This is a genomic window from Pantoea sp. EKM103V (assembly GCF_011800365.1).
GTDB classification, from domain to species: domain Bacteria; phylum Pseudomonadota; class Gammaproteobacteria; order Enterobacterales; family Enterobacteriaceae; genus Pantoea; species Pantoea anthophila.
The window spans coordinates 1,093,572-1,110,869 of record NZ_JAALFQ010000001.1; the positions used below are offsets into that span (position 1 = coordinate 1,093,572).

The 17,298-nt window shown below is 56.9% G+C and carries 15 protein-coding genes; 6 read left to right on the forward strand and 9 right to left on the reverse strand.

What is annotated here, in order from left to right:
- Nucleotides 1-6: 6 nt before the first annotated feature.
- The 3 genes from HFD97_RS05330 to HFD97_RS05340 all read right to left on the reverse strand — a co-directional run bounded on the left by HFD97_RS05330 (nucleotide 7) and on the right by HFD97_RS05340 (nucleotide 2,906).
- Nucleotides 7-1,329 (reverse strand): MFS transporter, encoded by a 1,323-nt coding sequence (locus tag HFD97_RS05330; RefSeq protein WP_167430843.1) that lies wholly within the window; start codon nucleotides 1,327-1,329, stop codon nucleotides 7-9.
- Nucleotides 1,330-1,506: 177 nt separating this feature from the next.
- Nucleotides 1,507-2,517 (reverse strand): GT-D fold domain-containing glycosyltransferase, encoded by a 1,011-nt coding sequence (locus HFD97_RS05335; RefSeq protein WP_167430842.1) that lies wholly within the window; start codon nucleotides 2,515-2,517, stop codon nucleotides 1,507-1,509.
- A 2-nt stretch (nucleotides 2,518-2,519) separates the two neighbouring features.
- A complete protein-coding gene (locus tag HFD97_RS05340; protein WP_167430841.1) occupies nucleotides 2,520-2,906 on the reverse strand; it encodes a hypothetical protein in 387 nt (128 codons plus the stop codon).
- A 279-nt stretch (nucleotides 2,907-3,185) separates the two neighbouring features.
- Here HFD97_RS05340 and HFD97_RS05345 point away from each other — a divergent pair, with 279 nt between their 5' ends.
- A complete protein-coding gene (locus tag HFD97_RS05345; protein WP_167430840.1) occupies nucleotides 3,186-5,543 on the forward strand; it encodes a membrane-bound PQQ-dependent dehydrogenase, glucose/quinate/shikimate family in 2,358 nt (785 codons plus the stop codon).
- Nucleotides 5,544-5,605: 62 nt separating this feature from the next.
- Here the strand turns inward: HFD97_RS05345 and HFD97_RS05350 are convergent, their stop codons facing one another.
- Nucleotides 5,606-6,637: an NADP-dependent oxidoreductase gene (locus HFD97_RS05350; RefSeq protein WP_111208428.1), complete on the reverse strand. Its 1,032-nt coding sequence runs from the start codon at nucleotides 6,635-6,637 to the stop codon at nucleotides 5,606-5,608.
- Between the two features lie 320 nt (nucleotides 6,638-6,957).
- On the opposite strand from HFD97_RS05350, the gene HFD97_RS05355 reads away from it, so the two are divergent.
- Together HFD97_RS05355 and HFD97_RS05360 are read left to right on the forward strand one after the other, a co-directional pair.
- Entirely contained in the window at nucleotides 6,958-7,356 is a 399-nt protein-coding gene (locus HFD97_RS05355) for a VOC family protein (protein ID WP_167430839.1), read from the forward strand.
- A 126-nt stretch (nucleotides 7,357-7,482) separates the two neighbouring features.
- Entirely contained in the window at nucleotides 7,483-8,001 is a 519-nt protein-coding gene (locus tag HFD97_RS05360) for a glutamate racemase (RefSeq protein WP_167430838.1), read from the forward strand.
- A gap of 136 nt (nucleotides 8,002-8,137) precedes the next feature.
- Here the strand turns inward: HFD97_RS05360 and HFD97_RS05365 are convergent, their stop codons facing one another.
- Together HFD97_RS05365 and HFD97_RS05370 are read right to left on the reverse strand one after the other, a co-directional pair.
- Nucleotides 8,138-9,238, reverse strand: coding sequence for an NADH:flavin oxidoreductase/NADH oxidase (locus HFD97_RS05365; RefSeq protein ID WP_167430837.1), 1,101 nt, complete (start codon nucleotides 9,236-9,238; stop codon nucleotides 8,138-8,140).
- Nucleotides 9,239-9,383: 145 nt separating this feature from the next.
- Entirely contained in the window at nucleotides 9,384-10,133 is a 750-nt protein-coding gene (locus tag HFD97_RS05370) for an SDR family oxidoreductase (RefSeq protein ID WP_167430836.1), read from the reverse strand.
- 152 nt (nucleotides 10,134-10,285) lie between these two features.
- Here HFD97_RS05370 and HFD97_RS05375 point away from each other — a divergent pair, with 152 nt between their 5' ends.
- Complete coding sequence (locus HFD97_RS05375) at nucleotides 10,286-11,209, forward strand: LysR family transcriptional regulator (protein ID WP_167430835.1); 924 nt, start codon at nucleotides 10,286-10,288, stop codon at nucleotides 11,207-11,209.
- 22 nt (nucleotides 11,210-11,231) lie between these two features.
- Here the strand turns inward: HFD97_RS05375 and uraH are convergent, their stop codons facing one another.
- Complete coding sequence (gene uraH / locus HFD97_RS05380; protein WP_009090208.1) at nucleotides 11,232-11,654, reverse strand: hydroxyisourate hydrolase; 423 nt, start codon at nucleotides 11,652-11,654, stop codon at nucleotides 11,232-11,234.
- 1,711 nt (nucleotides 11,655-13,365) lie between these two features.
- Here uraH and HFD97_RS05385 point away from each other — a divergent pair.
- Both HFD97_RS05385 and HFD97_RS05390 read left to right on the forward strand, forming a co-directional pair.
- A complete protein-coding gene (locus tag HFD97_RS05385) occupies nucleotides 13,366-13,830 on the forward strand; it encodes a fimbria/pilus periplasmic chaperone (RefSeq protein ID WP_255461633.1) in 465 nt (154 codons plus the stop codon).
- A gap of 72 nt (nucleotides 13,831-13,902) precedes the next feature.
- The gene (locus HFD97_RS05390; protein ID WP_009090196.1) at nucleotides 13,903-14,229 is read left to right on the forward strand and encodes a gamma-glutamylcyclotransferase family protein; all 327 of its coding nucleotides are present in this window, start codon (nucleotides 13,903-13,905) and stop codon (nucleotides 14,227-14,229) included.
- Between the two features lie 215 nt (nucleotides 14,230-14,444).
- On the opposite strand, the gene HFD97_RS05395 is transcribed toward HFD97_RS05390, so the two are convergent.
- A complete protein-coding gene (locus HFD97_RS05395) occupies nucleotides 14,445-16,490 on the reverse strand; it encodes an FUSC family protein (RefSeq protein WP_167430834.1) in 2,046 nt (681 codons plus the stop codon).
- Nucleotides 16,491-16,638: 148 nt separating this feature from the next.
- Nucleotides 16,639-17,283: a LysE family translocator gene (locus HFD97_RS05400; RefSeq protein ID WP_167430833.1), complete on the reverse strand. Its 645-nt coding sequence runs from the start codon at nucleotides 17,281-17,283 to the stop codon at nucleotides 16,639-16,641.
- Nucleotides 17,284-17,298 lie beyond the last annotated feature (15 nt).

Here is a 17,298-nt window from a genome sequence, read left to right on the forward strand (position 1 = left end):
GACCTGTCAGGCAGCAGAAACGTCGGCGGTGCCGCCCTCGGCGTCAGCCACCAGCGGTTTTTCCGGCTGCAGCAGCGTCATGGCCAGCATGCTGCCAAAGGCGATAAGCGCCGTCACGGTGAACATCGCGTTATAGCCGTAATACTCTGCCAGCCAGCCGCACAGCATCGGTGAGATAATCGCCGCCAGATTGGCAATCGCCAGCGTCATGCCGCTGAAGGTGCCTACCGAGGCTTTCGGGCTGACATCGATCACCACCGACCAGTAGACATTATTCACCAGCGCATTGAAGGCGTTGCCCAGGGTCATCAGCGCAATAATGCCGGCGGCCGACTGCATATAGGGGATCGCCATAAAGCAGCAGGCGGTGCCGCAGAGCGTCACGGCGGCGAACAGGTTGCGCGCCAGCCGCAGGTTATGGAAGCGCGCCAGCAGCGCGTCGGCGATGCGGCCGCCCAGCAGGACCGTGAGGCAGGCACCGCTCCACGGGATCATCGCCACGTACCACAGCGAGTGCAGATCGTAGTGGAAATTATCCTGCAGATATTTCGGCATCCAGGTCACCAGCGTGAAGGTGATGTAGAGGAAGGAGAAATAGCCCAGCGCGTTGCAGACCAGCGTCCGGCTGGTGAAAAAGCGCCACCAGGGCAGCGGCACACTGTCGGCCGCGCTGCGGCGCTGCCCGGCATGGATCAGCGCGCGCTCGGCCGGATTGGTGGCGGCGCTCTTTTCCGGGCTGTCGCTGAAGGTCCGGGCAAACAGCGCCATCGCCAGCAGGGAAAAGCCCCCCAGCAGAATAAACATCATGCGCCAGTCATGGGTCAGCAGCAGCAGGCCCACGGCGATTGGGGCGGTCAGCAGCGCGCCGACCTGGGTCGAGAGCAGGCCGATGCCCAGCGCAAAGCCACGCTCGTTGTCAGGGGCCCAGTGGGCAATCGCCTTGTTCATCAGCGCGTAGGCCGGGCCTTCGGAAAAGCCGAACAGAATGCGCAGGGCGGCAAAGCCCATAATGGCTGAGCCGCCAAACAGTGCCATACCGAGCTCACCTGCCCAGGCGGTGCCGATCTCCAGTAACGACCAGAGTACGCCCGCCAGCAGCCAGACTTTTTTGGTGCCGATGCGGTCAGCCAGAAACCCGCCGCATAGCGAACCAAACAGATAACCAAAGCCAAAGTAGCCCAGCACGGCGCCGAGCTGCACCTTACTGAAATGGTATTCTGCCGCAATGGCGTTGGCTGCAAAGGAGAGGGCGCCGCGATCGATATAGTTAATCAGCGCGATCAGGAACAGCAGTGAAAATATGGTGTAACGGTAACGGCTGGGTGTCATCTCACTTCTCCTGATTGATAGTTTCAGGAGAGCTGAAGCAAAATTGATGCCGGAAAAGCGCATCGTCCGGCAAAGCCCGGCGGGCCGGGGAGCCCGCCCGCCACATCAGGCAGTGATCGCGCTAATTATTCGCCTGCGCATCAATGCAGTGCAGCCACTGCCTGCCGATGGGGAGCCTCAGGCCGCGTTATGGTGAGTCGTGCTGACGTGCGGCAGGGGAACCACGACCGCGACCACCGCGGCATCAGAACCCGGCTTTGCCGGTGGCATTTCGCCAACGTACTGCAGGACCTGCTGCTGATAGGTTGCATCTTCCACGGTGGTCTGTTCACCCAGCAGTACGCCCGCCTCATTCACGTTTTTGCCTTCGACTTTCATTTTATGTGTGGCGCTGGCCAGCATCCATTCATATTCAATATCAACGTGTCCGCTATCAATACAGCGAATGCCGTGCTGACTTAAATCATAAGCCAGCACGGTAGCGGTCGGGCCTAATGAAATTAAGACCAGATCAAAGCTGACCGCCTGCGCTAATACCGTGTCAAAAAGACGATCGTAAACAGAAAAGGCATTACGGTTCAGCGTGGTAATACGTTTCACCTCCAGGGCACCATCCAGTAAATCGTTGCCTAATCCCAGACGTGTTCCGCTGCCTTCCACAATTAATACCCGGCGGCCCTGATAGAGCTGTTTAAATTTATCAAATATCGTCCGGGATAACTGTTTGCCTTTATAGTCGTGATAAGGGCGGGTCACGGAGGTATTTCCATAGCGGTACTGACTATTCAGCAGCGCGTCATAATGCCTGAAATAAAAGGATTTATGGAAGAACCAGAACAGGGCCGATCCACTGCGCATATTACGGGTGGTGCGAAAGGCATCGGGCAGACAGATCAGACAGTTCGGGTTGGCCTGCGGCTCCTGCTGCAGCAGGGCCTTGAGCCGCGCAGAGAGGTTCGGATCAAAGGGCTGAAAGCCGATGTTTTTATACCAGGTCATCTCCAGTTCACCGTCACCATAACGGGCCAGCGATAATTGAGGATTAAGCAATAACAGGTCAATCGTCTCTTCTATCGACATAACCGAATAACGTTTTACCCGTGCCTGGGCGGCAGGGTAACGAATTGCGGCGTGTATAAATTTAAACGGAAAACGAAGCTTGCGATAAATCGCATTCAATGCGGACATAATTACCTGCCTGAGTTATTGCTGCATGAAAAAAATCCTGCCTGATGGCCGGATAAACTGGAAAGATAATGCTGATATATATCACAGATAAATGAAGCGGCAGGCTGCGGAAAGTCTGAAATCGTTTTCAGCGCCGGAATGCCTTCCTGCATTAATGTATTAATTATTGCTTTCCGGCCGGTTAAACAGGGCGGTGATAAATATCTGTCCTGAATAAACGGGCGAAAAATAATTTCGCGCTGCGTCAGTCGGGGCTCGCTGGAAAATAAAAGATGCGGAACAGTCGCGTTGCCAGTTTCAGCAATAAGAATAAACCCTGAACAGGGATTAAAAAGCATTATGATTATTTGACACTCGTTTTTATTCAGCGATGACGCATAAGTGAGCATTACTGAAGCCCGGTTTGTCTGATATTTCTCCACCTTTGAACAAAAGGTGCGATAACCTGCGGCCTGAGGTTAATTTATTGTGATGAATATCGCGTTATTGTCCCTTCCGGAAGCAGAAAAAGCGGCAATACCGGTCTGGATCGGGTGCGGTTAAATAAAATTCATTAATGATTTACGTCTGTACACGTTTTTACATATTTCATGTGTAAGTTAAAATCTCGTTGAAATTATGTTTCACGTTTAACGTTTCTGACGCCGCTAATGACCCGAGGAAGGATCATGATCAATAAAATAACCAGTATAATCATGGCGATATTTGCTATTGCCCTGATTTACATGGGAGGACAACTCCTGCTGGCAGGAGGCAGCGCATTTTATGCGCTGATGGGTGTAGGCGTACTGCTCAGCGCAGTTCTGCTGTGGATGAAAAAACGCAGCGCGCTGACGCTCTATGCGCTGCTGATGTGGATCACGCTGTTCTGGATGATCCGGGAAGTGGGCTTCGATAAGTGGCAGTGGATCCCGCGCGGGGATCTGTTCGGGGTACTCGGCGTCTGGCTGGCGCTGCCCTGGGTGGTACGTCCTCTGTTTCAGGGGCAGCGCCGCTTTCATCCTTTCCTGGGCGGCTCGGTTATTGTGATGCTGCTGCTGGTCGCCGGCCTCTGCTTCTACGATCCGCTGCCGCAGCAGGGGACCATCACGACAGCACGAAACAGCTCCGTCACTGGCGGCGCGGATGAGGAGTGGCGCGCCTATGGCGGGACAGCAGAGGGTCAGCGTTTTTCGGCGCTGAAACAGATCACCAAAGATAACGTGAAAAATCTGGAAGTCGCGTGGACCTATCACACCGGCGATCTGCGTCAGGAGGGCGATGCCACCGAGTACACCTTTGAAGCGACGCCGCTGAAAGCTAATGGCATGCTCTACTTCTGTACGCCGCACAACGAAGTGCATGCGCTTGACCCTGAAACCGGGGCGGTAAAATGGAAAGCCGTCCCGGATAAAAACCGCTCCTGGCTGCAGCAGCATCAGACCTGTCGCGGTGTGAGCTACTTCGATGCCGGTCAGCTGGCGCAGCAGGCGACGGAAAGGGCACCGGCCCTCTGCCGCAAGCGAATTTTTAACGCCACCACCGATGCCCGCCTGCGGGCGCTGGATGCCGACACCGGCAAACCCTGCGCTGACTTCGGCAACAACGGTGAGGTTGATTTGCGCGCTAATATGGGCGAGCTGCGCCCGCACGCACTGATGCAGACGGCCGCACCGCTGGTGGCCGGTAATCTGGTGATCGTGGGTGGTTCGGTCATGGATAACGGGTTCAACACCGGCAATCCGTCAGGTGTCATCCGTGCCTATGATGCGGTCACCGGGCGTCTGGTGTGGAACTTCGATCCGGCTAACCCGGAAAAGAGCGCGCCTGTTGCTGACACGGTCATCTATCCGCAGGATACCCCGGTCGCCTGGGCAACCCTGAGCGCCGACCTGAAGAACGGTCTGGTCTACGTTCCCTTTGGTAATGCTTCACCGGATGAAGTCGGCACGGCTCGCGATCCGGCCAGCAATACCGAGAAATTCCGTGATGCGCTGGTGGCGCTGGATCTGAAAACCGGTGCTTTCAGATGGCGTTATCAGAGCGCGAACCACGACCTCTGGGACCGCGATAATCCGTCGCAGCCCTCGCTGGTGGACATCAGCTACCAGGGCAAGCCACAACCGGCGGTGATCCTGCCGACCAAAACCGGCAATCTGTTTGTGCTGAACCGTCTGACCGGCGAGCCGGTCTATCCGGTTAAGCAGGTGAAGGTCTCCACGGACGGTATCCCGGGCGAGCAGTATGCGGCAACCCAGCCGGTTTCCAGCCTGAACTTCATTCCGCAACCGCTGACGGAGAGCGCCATGTGGGGCATTACGCCGTTTGACCAGATGGCCTGCCGCATCACGTTTCGTGAGCTGCGCTATGATGGCAATCCGTGGACGCCGCCAACGGAGAAAGGATCGCTGATCTTCCCCGGCAACATCGGTGTCTTTAACTGGGGCTCTGTCGCTGTCGATCCGCAGCGTCAGATGCTGATAGCGACCCCGGTGCGTCTGGCCTACAAATACAACCTGATTAAACGCTCGCCGGAAACGGAAACGCAGCGGACCTTCACCAAAGATGGCACGCCATACTGGAATGAGAACTTCCACGGTGACTACGCGATCCATATTCAGCAGATGGCTTCCGGGCTGGGCATTCCCTGCATTGCGCCGCCGTGGGGGCGGATGGTGGGGGTGGATCTCACTACCGGTAAAACCGCGTGGCTGCGCCGCGTCGGCACCACCAAAAACCTGAAGACCAGTTTCCTGCCTGGCCGCTTCCCGCTGGGATTCCCGATGGGCATGGTGGCGCACGGTGGGCCGCTGCTGACGGCGGGTGATCTGGTGTTCCACGGTGCGACGGCGGATAACTTCTTCCGTGCTTACGACAGCACCACCGGCGAACTGCTGTGGCAGACGGAGCTGAGTGCCGGTGCGCAGGCTACGCCATCAACCTTTATGGGTAAAGATGGCCGGCAGTATGTGGTGATTGCGGCGGGGGGGCATGGCTCGCTCGGCACCACGGCGGGCGACAGCGTGGTCGCTTTCCGCCTGAAGTAACCACAGCGACTGAGCGCCATACGCGGGCGCTCAGTCTCTCCCCGGTTTTGTCGGTGACTTTCTTAGTCGCCGACCTTCACTACGGTCTTGCCGAAGTTTTTGCCGTTCAGCATATCGATAAACGCCTGTGGCGCGTTCTCTAATCCCTCAATCATGTGCTCGCGATAGTGGATCTTTTTGCTTTCCACCAGCGGCGTCATCGCCTTCAGGAACTCAGGGTAGCGGTCGCCGTAATCCTGGAAGATGATAAAGCCCTGCATACGGATACGACGTTTCAGGATACCCGCCATGATCAGGGAGGTTCTGTCCGGGCCTTCCGGCAGCTCGCGCTGGCTGTACGCCGACACCAGACCACAGACCGGCACACGCGCGGCGGTGTTCAGCAGCGGGAACACGGCATCAAAGACTTTACCGCCCACGTTTTCGAAATAGATATCGATGCCATCCGGGCAGGCGTTCTTCAGCTGCTCTTCAAAGTCAGCACTGTGGTGATCGAGGCAGGCATCAAAGCCCAGGGTTTCGATGGCATAACGGCATTTTTCTTCACCGCCCGCCACACCGACCACGCGACAGCCTTTCTGTTTCCCCAGCTGGCCTACCGTCGCGCCGACCGGACCGGTTGCGGCGGCGACCACCAGGGTTTCACCGGCTTTCGGCTGGCCGATGTCCATCAGGCCCATATAGGCGGTAAAGCCTGGCATACCGAGAATGCCCAGCGCCCAGGAAGGGTTGGGCAGGTCGTTGCCCAGCTTCGCGATCTCTTTGCCATCGGAAACGGCATACTCCTGCCAGCCATTCTGCGACAGGACCCAGTCGCCTTTCTGAAACTCGCTGTTTTTTGATTCGGCTACCTGACAGACGGTGCCGCCCACCATCGGCTGATCCAGCTCTGCTGGCGGGGCGTAGGATTTCCCCTCATCCATCCGGCCACGCATGTAGGGATCGAGCGACAGGTAGATCGTCTTCAGCAGAATTTCACCCTCTTTCAGTTCCGGCACGGGCTGCGCCACATGGCGGAAATTCTCTTTGGTCGGCTCGCCGTGTGGGCGTGAAGCCAGTAACCAGGCGTGATTCTGAGGCGCGTGTTCAGTCATATTGTCATCCTTTTATGGCCTGGCAATGCACAGGGCATCGCCGTATGAATACCGGAAAAGTGTAGATGACGGAGAGGGGAATGCCTTTAGCACGATGAGCGGCAGACCGTTCCCCTCACCAGCGATTGCAGCGTTGCGGGCAGAGTGACACAGCGTCTGTCAGGCGATGACGGCCCCTTGCCCGGACGGCGTGATATTCACATTCGCTTGCAAAATCGCGCCCTGATTAAACTGCTTCGCGCGATTCTGCAGCGCATTCGGGGCCACGGGACGGGCGGATGAGTGTGATAGAACTCAGTAAACAGAGAGGAGAAAGAACCATGCACATTCAGCACATGCGAATCGCACGGCCGGTTACCAGCCTGACAGAAATGTCTCAGCGCTATTGTCACGGGTTAGGATTGCAGAAAATCGGTGCCTTTACCGACCATGAGGGATTCAGTGGCGTGATGCTGGGCGCGCCGGGTCTGGCCTGGCATCTGGAATTTACGCAGTCACTTACGCATCCCCTGACGCCGTCACCGTCGCAAGAGGATCTGCTGGTGCTTTACCTGCCGCATCGGCCTGACTGGCTGGCCCGTTGCGCCGCGATGGATGAGGCAGGATTCCGGCGGGTGCCTTCTTTTAATCCTTACTGGGATCGGCAGGGCGTGACATTCAGTGACGATGATGGTTATCGTGTGGTGATTCAGCATGCAGCCTGGCATGTCGAAAGCTGATCTTTTAATGAAACGGAGTGTCCCCTGAACATACTTTGCTTCCACACCGCGGCCAGTAACATTGCGATTTTTGATGCTGCTGCCGCCTCGCTGGCGCGTCACACCCCGCCGCTGAATCATCTGGTCATGCCTGCACTGCTGGCTGAGGCCGAAGAGCGGGGCGGGATGGACAGTGACTTACGTCTCAGGATGGCCCGGCTGATTGAGGGCGTGCTGCCGCAGTTTGATGCCATTCTGATCACCTGTTCGACGCTGGCCCCGGTAGCCGACGATTTCCCCGTGCAGGAAAGGGTCATGCGCACCGACAGAATGCTGGCGGAGGCGCTGCATCGCCAGGCGGGGCCTGCGGTGGCGCTCTGCGCGGCAGAATCGACCGTGGCGGCCACCCGGGCGCTGTTCTGTCAGCCCGGCACGCAGGTGAAGACGGAGCTGGTGGCGGGGGCATGGGATGCCTTTAAGGCGGGTAACTCGACCCGCTATTTTGACCTGATTGCGGCGGCGACAGAGCGGGCCTATCAGCAGGGCGCGGTGGCGGTGGCTCTGGCGCAAAGCTCAATGACGCCGGTGGCACAGCGGTTTCCCGCCGCACAGCGTCCGCTCACCGGCCCCGATCTCGCGCTGCAGGCCTGCTACGATCTCAGATAACGGGGGTATTGCAGCCTGGTTTCGAGAGGGCGAAATCATGGATGCCAGGACCATCATGCTGCTGCAGCATCTGCGGCTGAAGGGCATTTTATAAGTTAACGGCAGACCCCTGTATAAGCGGTCTGCCGGGAAAGGCTTACTGATCCTGGGTCAGAATGCCTTTTACGTCATGCGGTTCGGAGCGCAGATACTGAGGTGGCACCTGCACCTTGCCATCCAGCGCGGCGGCCGCATGCCATGGCCAGCGCGGGTCGTAGAGGATCCCGCGCGCCAGAGCCACCAGATCGGCTTCGCCCTGTTGCAGCAGATCCTCTGCCTGCTGTGGCTCAGTGATCAGGCCGACCGCGATCACCGGAACGGAAACCTGCTCACGGATATCGCGGGCAAACGGAACCTGGTAATTAGGGCCGACGCTGATTTTCTGATCTTCCGACAGTCCGCCGCTGGAGACATGGATATAGGTGCAGTTCAGCGCTTCCAGCTCACGCGAGAAGGCGATGGACTGTTTGATTTCCCAGCCGCCTTCGACCCAGTCCGTCGCGGAAATGCGAACGCCTACCGGCAGTGAGGCCGGAACCGCGTCACGAACCGCTTTGAACACTTCCAGCGGGAAGCGCATACGGTTCTCCAGCGATCCGCCATACTCATCGGTGCGCTGGTTCGACAGCGGAGAGAGGAACTGATGCAGCAGATAGCCGTGCGCGGCATGGACTTCAATAAGATCCAGCCTCAGACGCTCTGCACGCAGGGCGCTCTCCACAAAGGCCTGCTTCACCCGGGCCAGGTCATCGGCGCTCATCGCGACCGGTCTGACTTCATCCGCGCTGTAGCTCACGGCTGACGGGGCAATGGTCTGCCAGCCGCCGGCATCCGGTGCAATCTGTTTGCCGCCTTCCCAGGGCACCGCGCACGACGCTTTACGTCCGGCATGGCCCAGCTGAATGCCCACCGGAATCGAGGAGTAACGGCGCACATCCTCCAGCACCGTTTTCAGTGCGGCTTCATTCTCATCATTCCACAATCCGAGATCGCCGGGAGAGATGCGGCCAATGTCTTCTACCGCCGTGGCTTCGATAATCATCAGGCCTGCGCCGGAAAAAGAGAGCTGACCCAGGTGGATGCGGTGCCAGGCTGTGGCATTACCCGCTTCGGCTGAGTACTGGCACATCGGCGCAATCACAATGCGGTTATCCAGCGTAAGGTCGCCCAGTGAGACAGTGGAAAAAAGTTGGCTCATGTGATCTCCATGGTGTTATGACGAATGTGACAGGCAATAACTATAGCGGGGGATTGAGGAGACCGTGGGTAATGCAACGTGACATTTTGTGATTGTGTCCCGGTTCAGACCCTGCTGCGACAGCCACAGGGTCTGAAGCGTAACGTTACACCTGCGCCATTCCGCCATCGACAAACAGTTCTGTCGCATTGATAAAGCTGGCGGCATCTGACGCCAGGAAGGCAACGGTTCTGGCCACCTCCTGCGGCTCACCCAGGCGACCCAGCGGTATCTGCGCAGCCAGCGCATCAAACAGGCCCTGACGCTGATCCTCACTGACCAGCCCGCCCAGGCCCGGAGTACGGACAGGGCCGGGACTCACCACATTCACCCGGATGCCGCGATCTTTCAGATCCAGCGCCCATGAACGGGCAAAGTTGCGCACGGCGGCTTTACTGGCGCTGTAGACACTGAAGGCTGCGGTACCCTGAGCCGAGGTGGTTGAGCCGGTAAGAATAACCGACGCGCCATCAACCAGCAGTGGCAGCGCTTTCTGAACCGTAAACAGCACGCCGCGTACGTTGGTGTCGAAGATACGATCGAAATGCGCCTCTGTGATCGCCCCCAGCGGCAGCATGTCGCCTCCGCCGGCGTTGGCGAACAGGATATCCAGATGGCCCGACTGTGACGCAATCCGGGCATACACGTCGTCGAGATCGTGCAGCTGTGACGCATCGGCCCGGATACCGGTGACCGTTCCACCGATGTCCGCGACGGCGGCATCCAGTTCCGCCTGACGGCGACCCGTAATAAAGACCTGCGCGCCCTGTGACGCCAGTTCCCGTGCGGTGGCCAGGCCAATTCCGCTTGTTCCGCCCGTTACCAGGGCAATTTTTCCTGCGAGTGATGCGCTCATAAAGTCGTCTCCGGAGTCGGTCAGTGAATGAGGATAAGCTTCCCGGTCAGCGTCGCTGCCGGACAGGGGGCCACTGTAAAAGAGCGGGATTGACGGATAAATCCGCTAAAATGAAAATGACTATCCACACGGGTGGACAATAGGGGCAGAGAATGGATCAGTTGCTGGCGATCAGAGCCTTTTCACGGGTGGTAGAGAGCGGCAGTTTTACCCGTGCTGCAGATACGCTGAACATGCCGAAAGCGACGGTGAGCAAGCTGGTGCAGGAGCTGGAGGCGCATCTCTCCGTCAGGCTTTTGCAGCGCACCACGCGGCGCGTGACCGTGACTGCGGAAGGGCGGGAATATTATGAGAAGGCGCTGCGTATTCTGCACGATCTTGAGGATGTGGATGCCTGTTTTAATACACTGCGCAGTAAGCCACGCGGGCAGTTACGCATTGATGTCGGCGGTTCGACTGCCCGGGACGTTCTGATTCCGCTGCTGCCCGATTTCTTTGCCCGCTATCCTGACATTACGCTGGATCTCGGCGTTTCGGATCGTCCGATCGACCTGATCAGTGACAATGCTGACTGTGTGATCCGCGGCGGTCCGCTGATGGACTCCTCTCTGATCGCCCGTCTGATTGGGCACGCCACGCTGATCACCTGTGCAACGCCCGCCTATCTGAAAGCCTTTGGCGTACCGGCCTATCCGGATGAACTGCGCAACGGTCACCGGCTGGTGAGCTATCTCTCTCCGCAGACCGGCAGGCCTTTTCCGTTTCGGTTTGAACGTGACGGGGAAAAAATCGAGGTAACCAGTGCGCATCGCATTGGCGTCAATGAGAGCAACGGGCATCTGGCTGCGGGGCTGGCCGGGCTGGGGATCATTCAGACCTTCAGCTATTCGCTGTCGTCAATTCTGCGGCAGGGTGAGATGGTAGAGATCCTGCGCGACTGGCGTCCTGCCGGGTATCCGTTTCATCTGGTTTATCCGCAGAACCGGCACGTCACGCAACGCCTGCGGGTGTTTATCGACTGGCTGGTGGCCTGTTTTCCGGCGCGAATAGCGGGAGAGGCCCAATCCGGCACCTGAATGCCGGATTAGGCAGAATCAATTAGTTGCCGCGATAGGTTGAGTAACCAAACGGGCTCAGCAGTAAGGGAATATGGTAGTGTTCACCGCTGGCTTCCATGTTGAACTCCACCGGGATCTCCGGGAAGAAGGTTTTCTGGCTGCTCTTCTTATAAAAATCACCGGTTTTGAATACCACGCGATAGCTGCCGGCGCTGGCCGTTTTGTCCTGCGGGAACAGGGCGCTGATGCGGCCATTGTTATCCGTCACGCCAGAAGCCAGTTTCACCCAGTTATCCTGCTGCTTCTGATCCAGCTCGACTTCAATGCCCGCGGTGGGCTGACCGGTCTGCAGGTTGAGCACGTGTACGCTCAGTGGATTTTTCGCAGCGGCAGGCTGAGCGGCGACAGCAGATACGCCAGAGGTCATCAGTAAGGTGGCAATCAGAGCCGTTGTCTTTTTCATCAATGTTTCCTTTATTGACTGTTGGAGTGCGTGTTGTTGTGCTGAAGCGTAATCGGGCTGAGGCGAAAGGGACATTTAACGGCGCTAAATGTGAAATTTCCCAGAAGAGCATGCCTTTTTAGTTACATCATACATACTCTCTCTCATTACCTGAGTTGAGCTCTGTGCTGAAATCGCTGATCAGGATGAAGCGGCGGCCAGAAGGTATACAAAAGGAGAGGGCAGCAGAATCGCAGGCCGGGAAAACAGTGACAGAAAGCGTGACAGCGTCACAAAGCACGTCAGGTATTAGAGATTCATTCTGTTGCAGCTCCGGGATTGTAGCCCCTGGCGGGTGATAAAATCCAGCTGATTCAGAGGGATGAGAAGTTTCAGGGCCATGTTCACCGAACGGCCCGTAAACCACGCGGTTTGCGTCATCAGGCTGGTATGCCTGCGCGACACACGCTGAATGCATTGCCAGTCAGTGCGGCAATTGCGCCCGTTACTGAACTGCCCGTGAAACAGAATCCGTTGCCAGCAGAGGTATCCAGGATGCATTTACCCAGGATCTTACCGGCATCATCAGCCGTAAAGTCACGCACGCCAGAAGCGCTGGCTTTCAGGGAACGCTGTGAATGATGGGGATGGCTGTAAAAGAGCAATCATCCAAGGAGATGGGCGTTTTTAGGAGAGTGCGAAGAGATTGATAAGGTTTCAGTGCAGGCAGCTCAAAACAGTGGAAGCAAAGAATCGCCTGATGTTCATCAGCAGACGTGCCGGAAGATGAATACACGGAAAGATATCGTCGCTAAGGGAATTGCCGGTGTCGGGTTGACCGGGAATCATAATTGCCTCATCGGGCGGGCAGGAACGAAGTCGGCAGCAGCATGGCAGGGAACGAGATAACGCAGCCACAGCCGTTATCAGATATCCTATTTAACATAATATACATTATGCGCATCTTTATCATTATCAGGGTTGGGCCTCGCTGTTTACCTTTCGGCACCGATCCAGGCTGTTTTTTGCCTGGCCGTAAATCTCTGTGCAACTCAGCCTCATCATCTCACCACCACGCATCCGCTTTTCTGAATGGCTTATGGTTTGCTGCGCATCCGTCCGGCATTCTCTTCGCAGCCTGATTCACTCACTCTCTTCAGTGCCCGATGCCGAAGATATCACATCCGGCTTCATCTTTACGGCTAAGTGAATGAATTGAGCGCTCACGACATATTGCGCGCTCAGTTTTTCAATCGCTCTCCGCCTTGCTCTTGATTGTGCGTCTGGTCTGCACATCTCTGCGCTTTGCTCGTTTAACGTCATCCGGCGGCTTTCCGCACTCCGCCAGAGACGTCGCTACGTGAAAATTAGCGCTCTTATCAGGGCTGACGGCCACAGAAATGCTGTAAATGCGTCTCCTGAACGCCTGCTTTTACTCTCGCTCAGCGGCGCGAACAACGCCTGCTCCTGTACACGTCCGCGCATCGTCATGATAAGGCCTGCCGCATCGGCCGCGCCTGTTGATGACCTGCGGAGATTCAGTCAGAGACAATCGGTTTTGATAAGACGTTTACGGGAGACAAAACAACATAACATCCCTGCTCTGTCTGTTCAGTAATCAGCCTTACTGGTTTATTAAAACCGGCCAGAGCAGCCAAACGTCAATGCGCGGCGATTATTTTATACAAAAGCTGAATAGTCATTTCCTGCGTAAAATTAAATCTTGCCGCCAGTGATAAACATGGTTCCGGGCGAGATGCGATCGCTGCGCCTGATGCTGACCTCACGCGATGCGCTTCCCGCCAGTAAAGAGAGTCTCTTCTGGCTGAATATTTACCAGATTCCGGCGCTGAAAAAAGCGCCTGACGCGGCTGAGCGCAGAGTCGTGCTGCCGCTGCGAATCCGGCTGAAGATTTTTATCCGGCCTGCGGGACTTCACGCGCCTCAGGCGACCGACCCGGAAAAGCTTCGTTTCGCCGTCACGGGAGATAAAATCACGATAACTAACCCGACGCCCTGGTTTATGAGCCTGAACGTCAAACCTCAAGGTCAGGCAGCGATTAAAAACCTGATGATCGCCCCGCACGCGGAACTGCAGGCAGAGAGTCAGGCCGCGCTCTCTCCCGGAACGGCACTGAACTATACGGTGATCAACGACCAGGGTATTCCGGTTAACTACACCACGGCTTTTAAGTGAATGTTTTGCAGGACAATGGCGTCCCGGCACGCTAAAGTTGCCTGTTTCTGTTTGCAGTCTGGATGAGGGAAAATGAAACGTTTATTTGTTTACGGCACGCTCTGCCCTGGACGTGAAAATGCGCATATCCTGGAGAATATCGGCGGAGAGTGGCTCGCCGGTTCGGTCACGGGCACCTTCTATGAACGCGGCTGGGGGGCAGCGGCTGATTTTCCTGGCATTATTCTGGATGAGCACGGCCCGCAGGTGCCGGGTTTTCTCTTTACCTCCGATAAGCTGGCGGCTCACTGGCCGATGCTGGATGCGTTTGAGGAGGGCTATGATCGCGTCGAAGTGTGCGTCTCTACCCACGATAATCAGCAGCTCAGCGCCTGGATCTATCAGCTTCAGCCCCGATAACAGTGCTGATACCCCTGTTCTGCAATTCGCGCCCTGCTTCCGGGCGCGATTCTGACAGCCCGCCTTCCTTTTCTGCCAGACATGACAAACAGGCACTATGCCGAATTCAAGTTAAACGAAGAGATCTAATGTATGATGTAACTAAAATAGAGAATCGTTAAGACATGTTCCGGGCCACCAGCCTCTTCAGACCACCAGCCCGCGTTTCTACCCTTTCATTCCGGCCAGCGCTGATGCGGAAACAGCGAGACCCGGATGTTAAACAGGTGGATCAGGGGCGCGACGGCATCACTCTCCTGCCGGGCCAGGGTCTCCAGACGCAGCAGCAGCAGATCAAGCTCCTCCAGCAAATCCTGATGTGGTGTTAACTGCAGTGACTTCATCTTACGCTTCAGATAGAGCGCCAGCTCGTGAAACATCTGCCCGCTATCAATCCCATGCCGTTCCAGCACCTCGCGATAGCGCGCATAAAAGTCATAGCAGTTCGCCCCCAGCCAGGTTTCCGTAATCAGATAGCCCCCCACCACGATATCCGGCACCGGGTCGAGCCGTTTCCGCGGCAGAATGATATTCACCCTGTCGAGCATGCGTGCAATAAACTGTTGCCGTGACAGCAGCGTAGCGGCGTTACGCTCCACCATTTTGATAAACCCTAACAGATCGCGCAGGCCGCGCTGTACCGCTCTTCGCGCTATCCATGAAGGTCGTTTGTTGCGGATCAGCGCCGTCAGCACAACGGCAAACATAATCCCCACCATCGAAGAGATCGCCGCATTCAGGGTAACGATAAGATTGGGCACGAAGTGGTGACTCAGCCCGATAAAGCCGGGGATCTGAATCGCCACGCTCAGCCCGATCAGGTTGGTGGCCGGATTCGCAATCACCAGACTCAGCAGCATCAGACCGGGCAGCAGACAGATCATCAGCGCCTGTAAGGTGTTCGCCTGCGGGATTAGAAAAGCGATGTAAAACAGGCTCACGACCAGCGCAATCATCACCCCTTTGACAAACAGCTTCATCGGCGTCACCGGCGAATCGACACCGGCAAAAAACGAACTGATAATCGCCGCCATCAGCGGTGCATTCGCCCCGTCGGCCCAGCCGCTGCCAATCCAGAACAGACTGGAGAGAAAGGTCGCCAGAAAAGCCGTCAGCGCCGACAGCCTCAACAGCCCTTTGTCGATATGGCGATGCTCACGGATATTACGGATAGCCGCCCCGTCGCCATGACTGTAGAGATCCCCGGCGCGGGCGCTGACATTCTCATAGGCATCGGCAATGCGCACAAAGTTTGCCAGCCGCTCCAGCAGCCCGATCAGCAGCAGGCTCTCCTCGGTCGCCAGTTCCCCTGCCCGCCACGACTGCTCAAGGTTCGCCTGCCCGGCATTGATCGCCTCACGCAGTCCGTTGATGTCATTAACGCGATCGTGATGCAGCCACAACAGAAACTGCTGAAACACATCGGTCACGCACGCTGGAAAACGAATGTTCAGCTCCGCCAGTACGCCCAGCCGTGACTCAATCGCGGTGAGCGTCGGCAGCAGATAGGTCAGATGCTGATACTGCACGCTGACCAGACGGATGACGTTACGCGCCGCCTCCCCCTCATAGACACAGTGGGTCAGCAGCGTCTCAACGTTCAGCGGATAACCGGCCATCTGAATCAGGATATCTTCCCGCTCCAGCGATTTGTTCTTTGCCATTCCGCTGATCAGCTCATCGCATAGCCTGCGCGCATTCTGAAACCAGAGATTCACGCTCTGGCCGAGCAGATGATGCATCGACACCGGAAACACCAGCCGGTGAACCAGGGTGCTACAGAGAATGCCGAGCGTGATCTCCTCAATACGTGAAATGACCGTATTGATAATGGCTGACGGCGTATCCACGTCGGGAAAGCCCATAATGGCGGCGCTATACCCGCCCAGCATAAAGATGTAGCTCTTGGGCGTGCGGTCATGCAGGGAGAGATAGAGGCAGACCGTTACCCATAGGGACACGCATAGGCTGAACAGAACCGGCGACTGCACCGTTTCGGGGTAGATCAGCAGAATAAAGAGGCCCCCCAGCAGCGTACCCAGCAGACGAAACAGGGATTTCGACACGGTTGAGGCCGCATAGAGCTGTGAAGTCACAAAAACGGTCGTGAGCGCCCAGGCAGGTTTTTCAAAGTTAAGAAGCAGCGCCACAGAGAGTGCAATAAACGCGGCAAGAGAAGTTTTGCAGGCAAACAAAACCGCGTTTTTGGTAAACCATTTCATCGAATGAGAGCAACCAGGAGCTTTCTGAGGCGCGTATCCTGACAGATGCGCCTGCGTTTTACTCTCAGTTAACTTATACAAATTATTACCGGCCTGACGGGGCCGGTTTCAGGGGAGACAGGTCTGTTTCGGGCGGGATGAAAAGCGGCTAGCGACGCGTCAGCGCCAGACGGATGCCCAGCCCGATAAAGGTGGCACCCACCACCCGATCGAGCGCCTTCTGCAGGGTCTGATTCTTCGCAACGGCGCCGGCGGCACCGCCCGCCAGCAGGGCAAACAGCACATCCGTTATCAGGCCCGTCAGCGCATAGGCCAGACCCAGCAGCAGAAAGGAGACGGCATGATGATCGCCCTCCACCGTCACAAACTGAGGAAAGAAGGCGATGAAGAACAGCAGCACTTTGGGATTGGTTATCGAGGTAATAAAGCCGCGCAGCAGCAGCTGACGGGTTTCAGTCTGTGCGACCGCCTCCACTCCCTCCGGCCTGACGACGTGACGGACGCGGAACGTCGCCACGATCATCTTCGTCCCCAGATAGATCAGGTAGGCTGCGCCCGTATATTTAATGACGGTGAACAGCAGCGGCGAGGCCGCAATCAGCGCCGTTAAGCCCAGCGCACTGGCAACTGCATGCGTACAGCTTCCCAGCGCCACGCCCGACGCCGAGAGAACACCGGCCTGTCGCCCCCGAGCCACACTTTGTCCGACAACATAAGCGAGATCGGGGCCCGGCGTAATGCAGAGCAGCAGCACCGACGCCAGAAACAGCGGAAAGTGAACAATATCCAGCATGAAGCCTCCTGACAG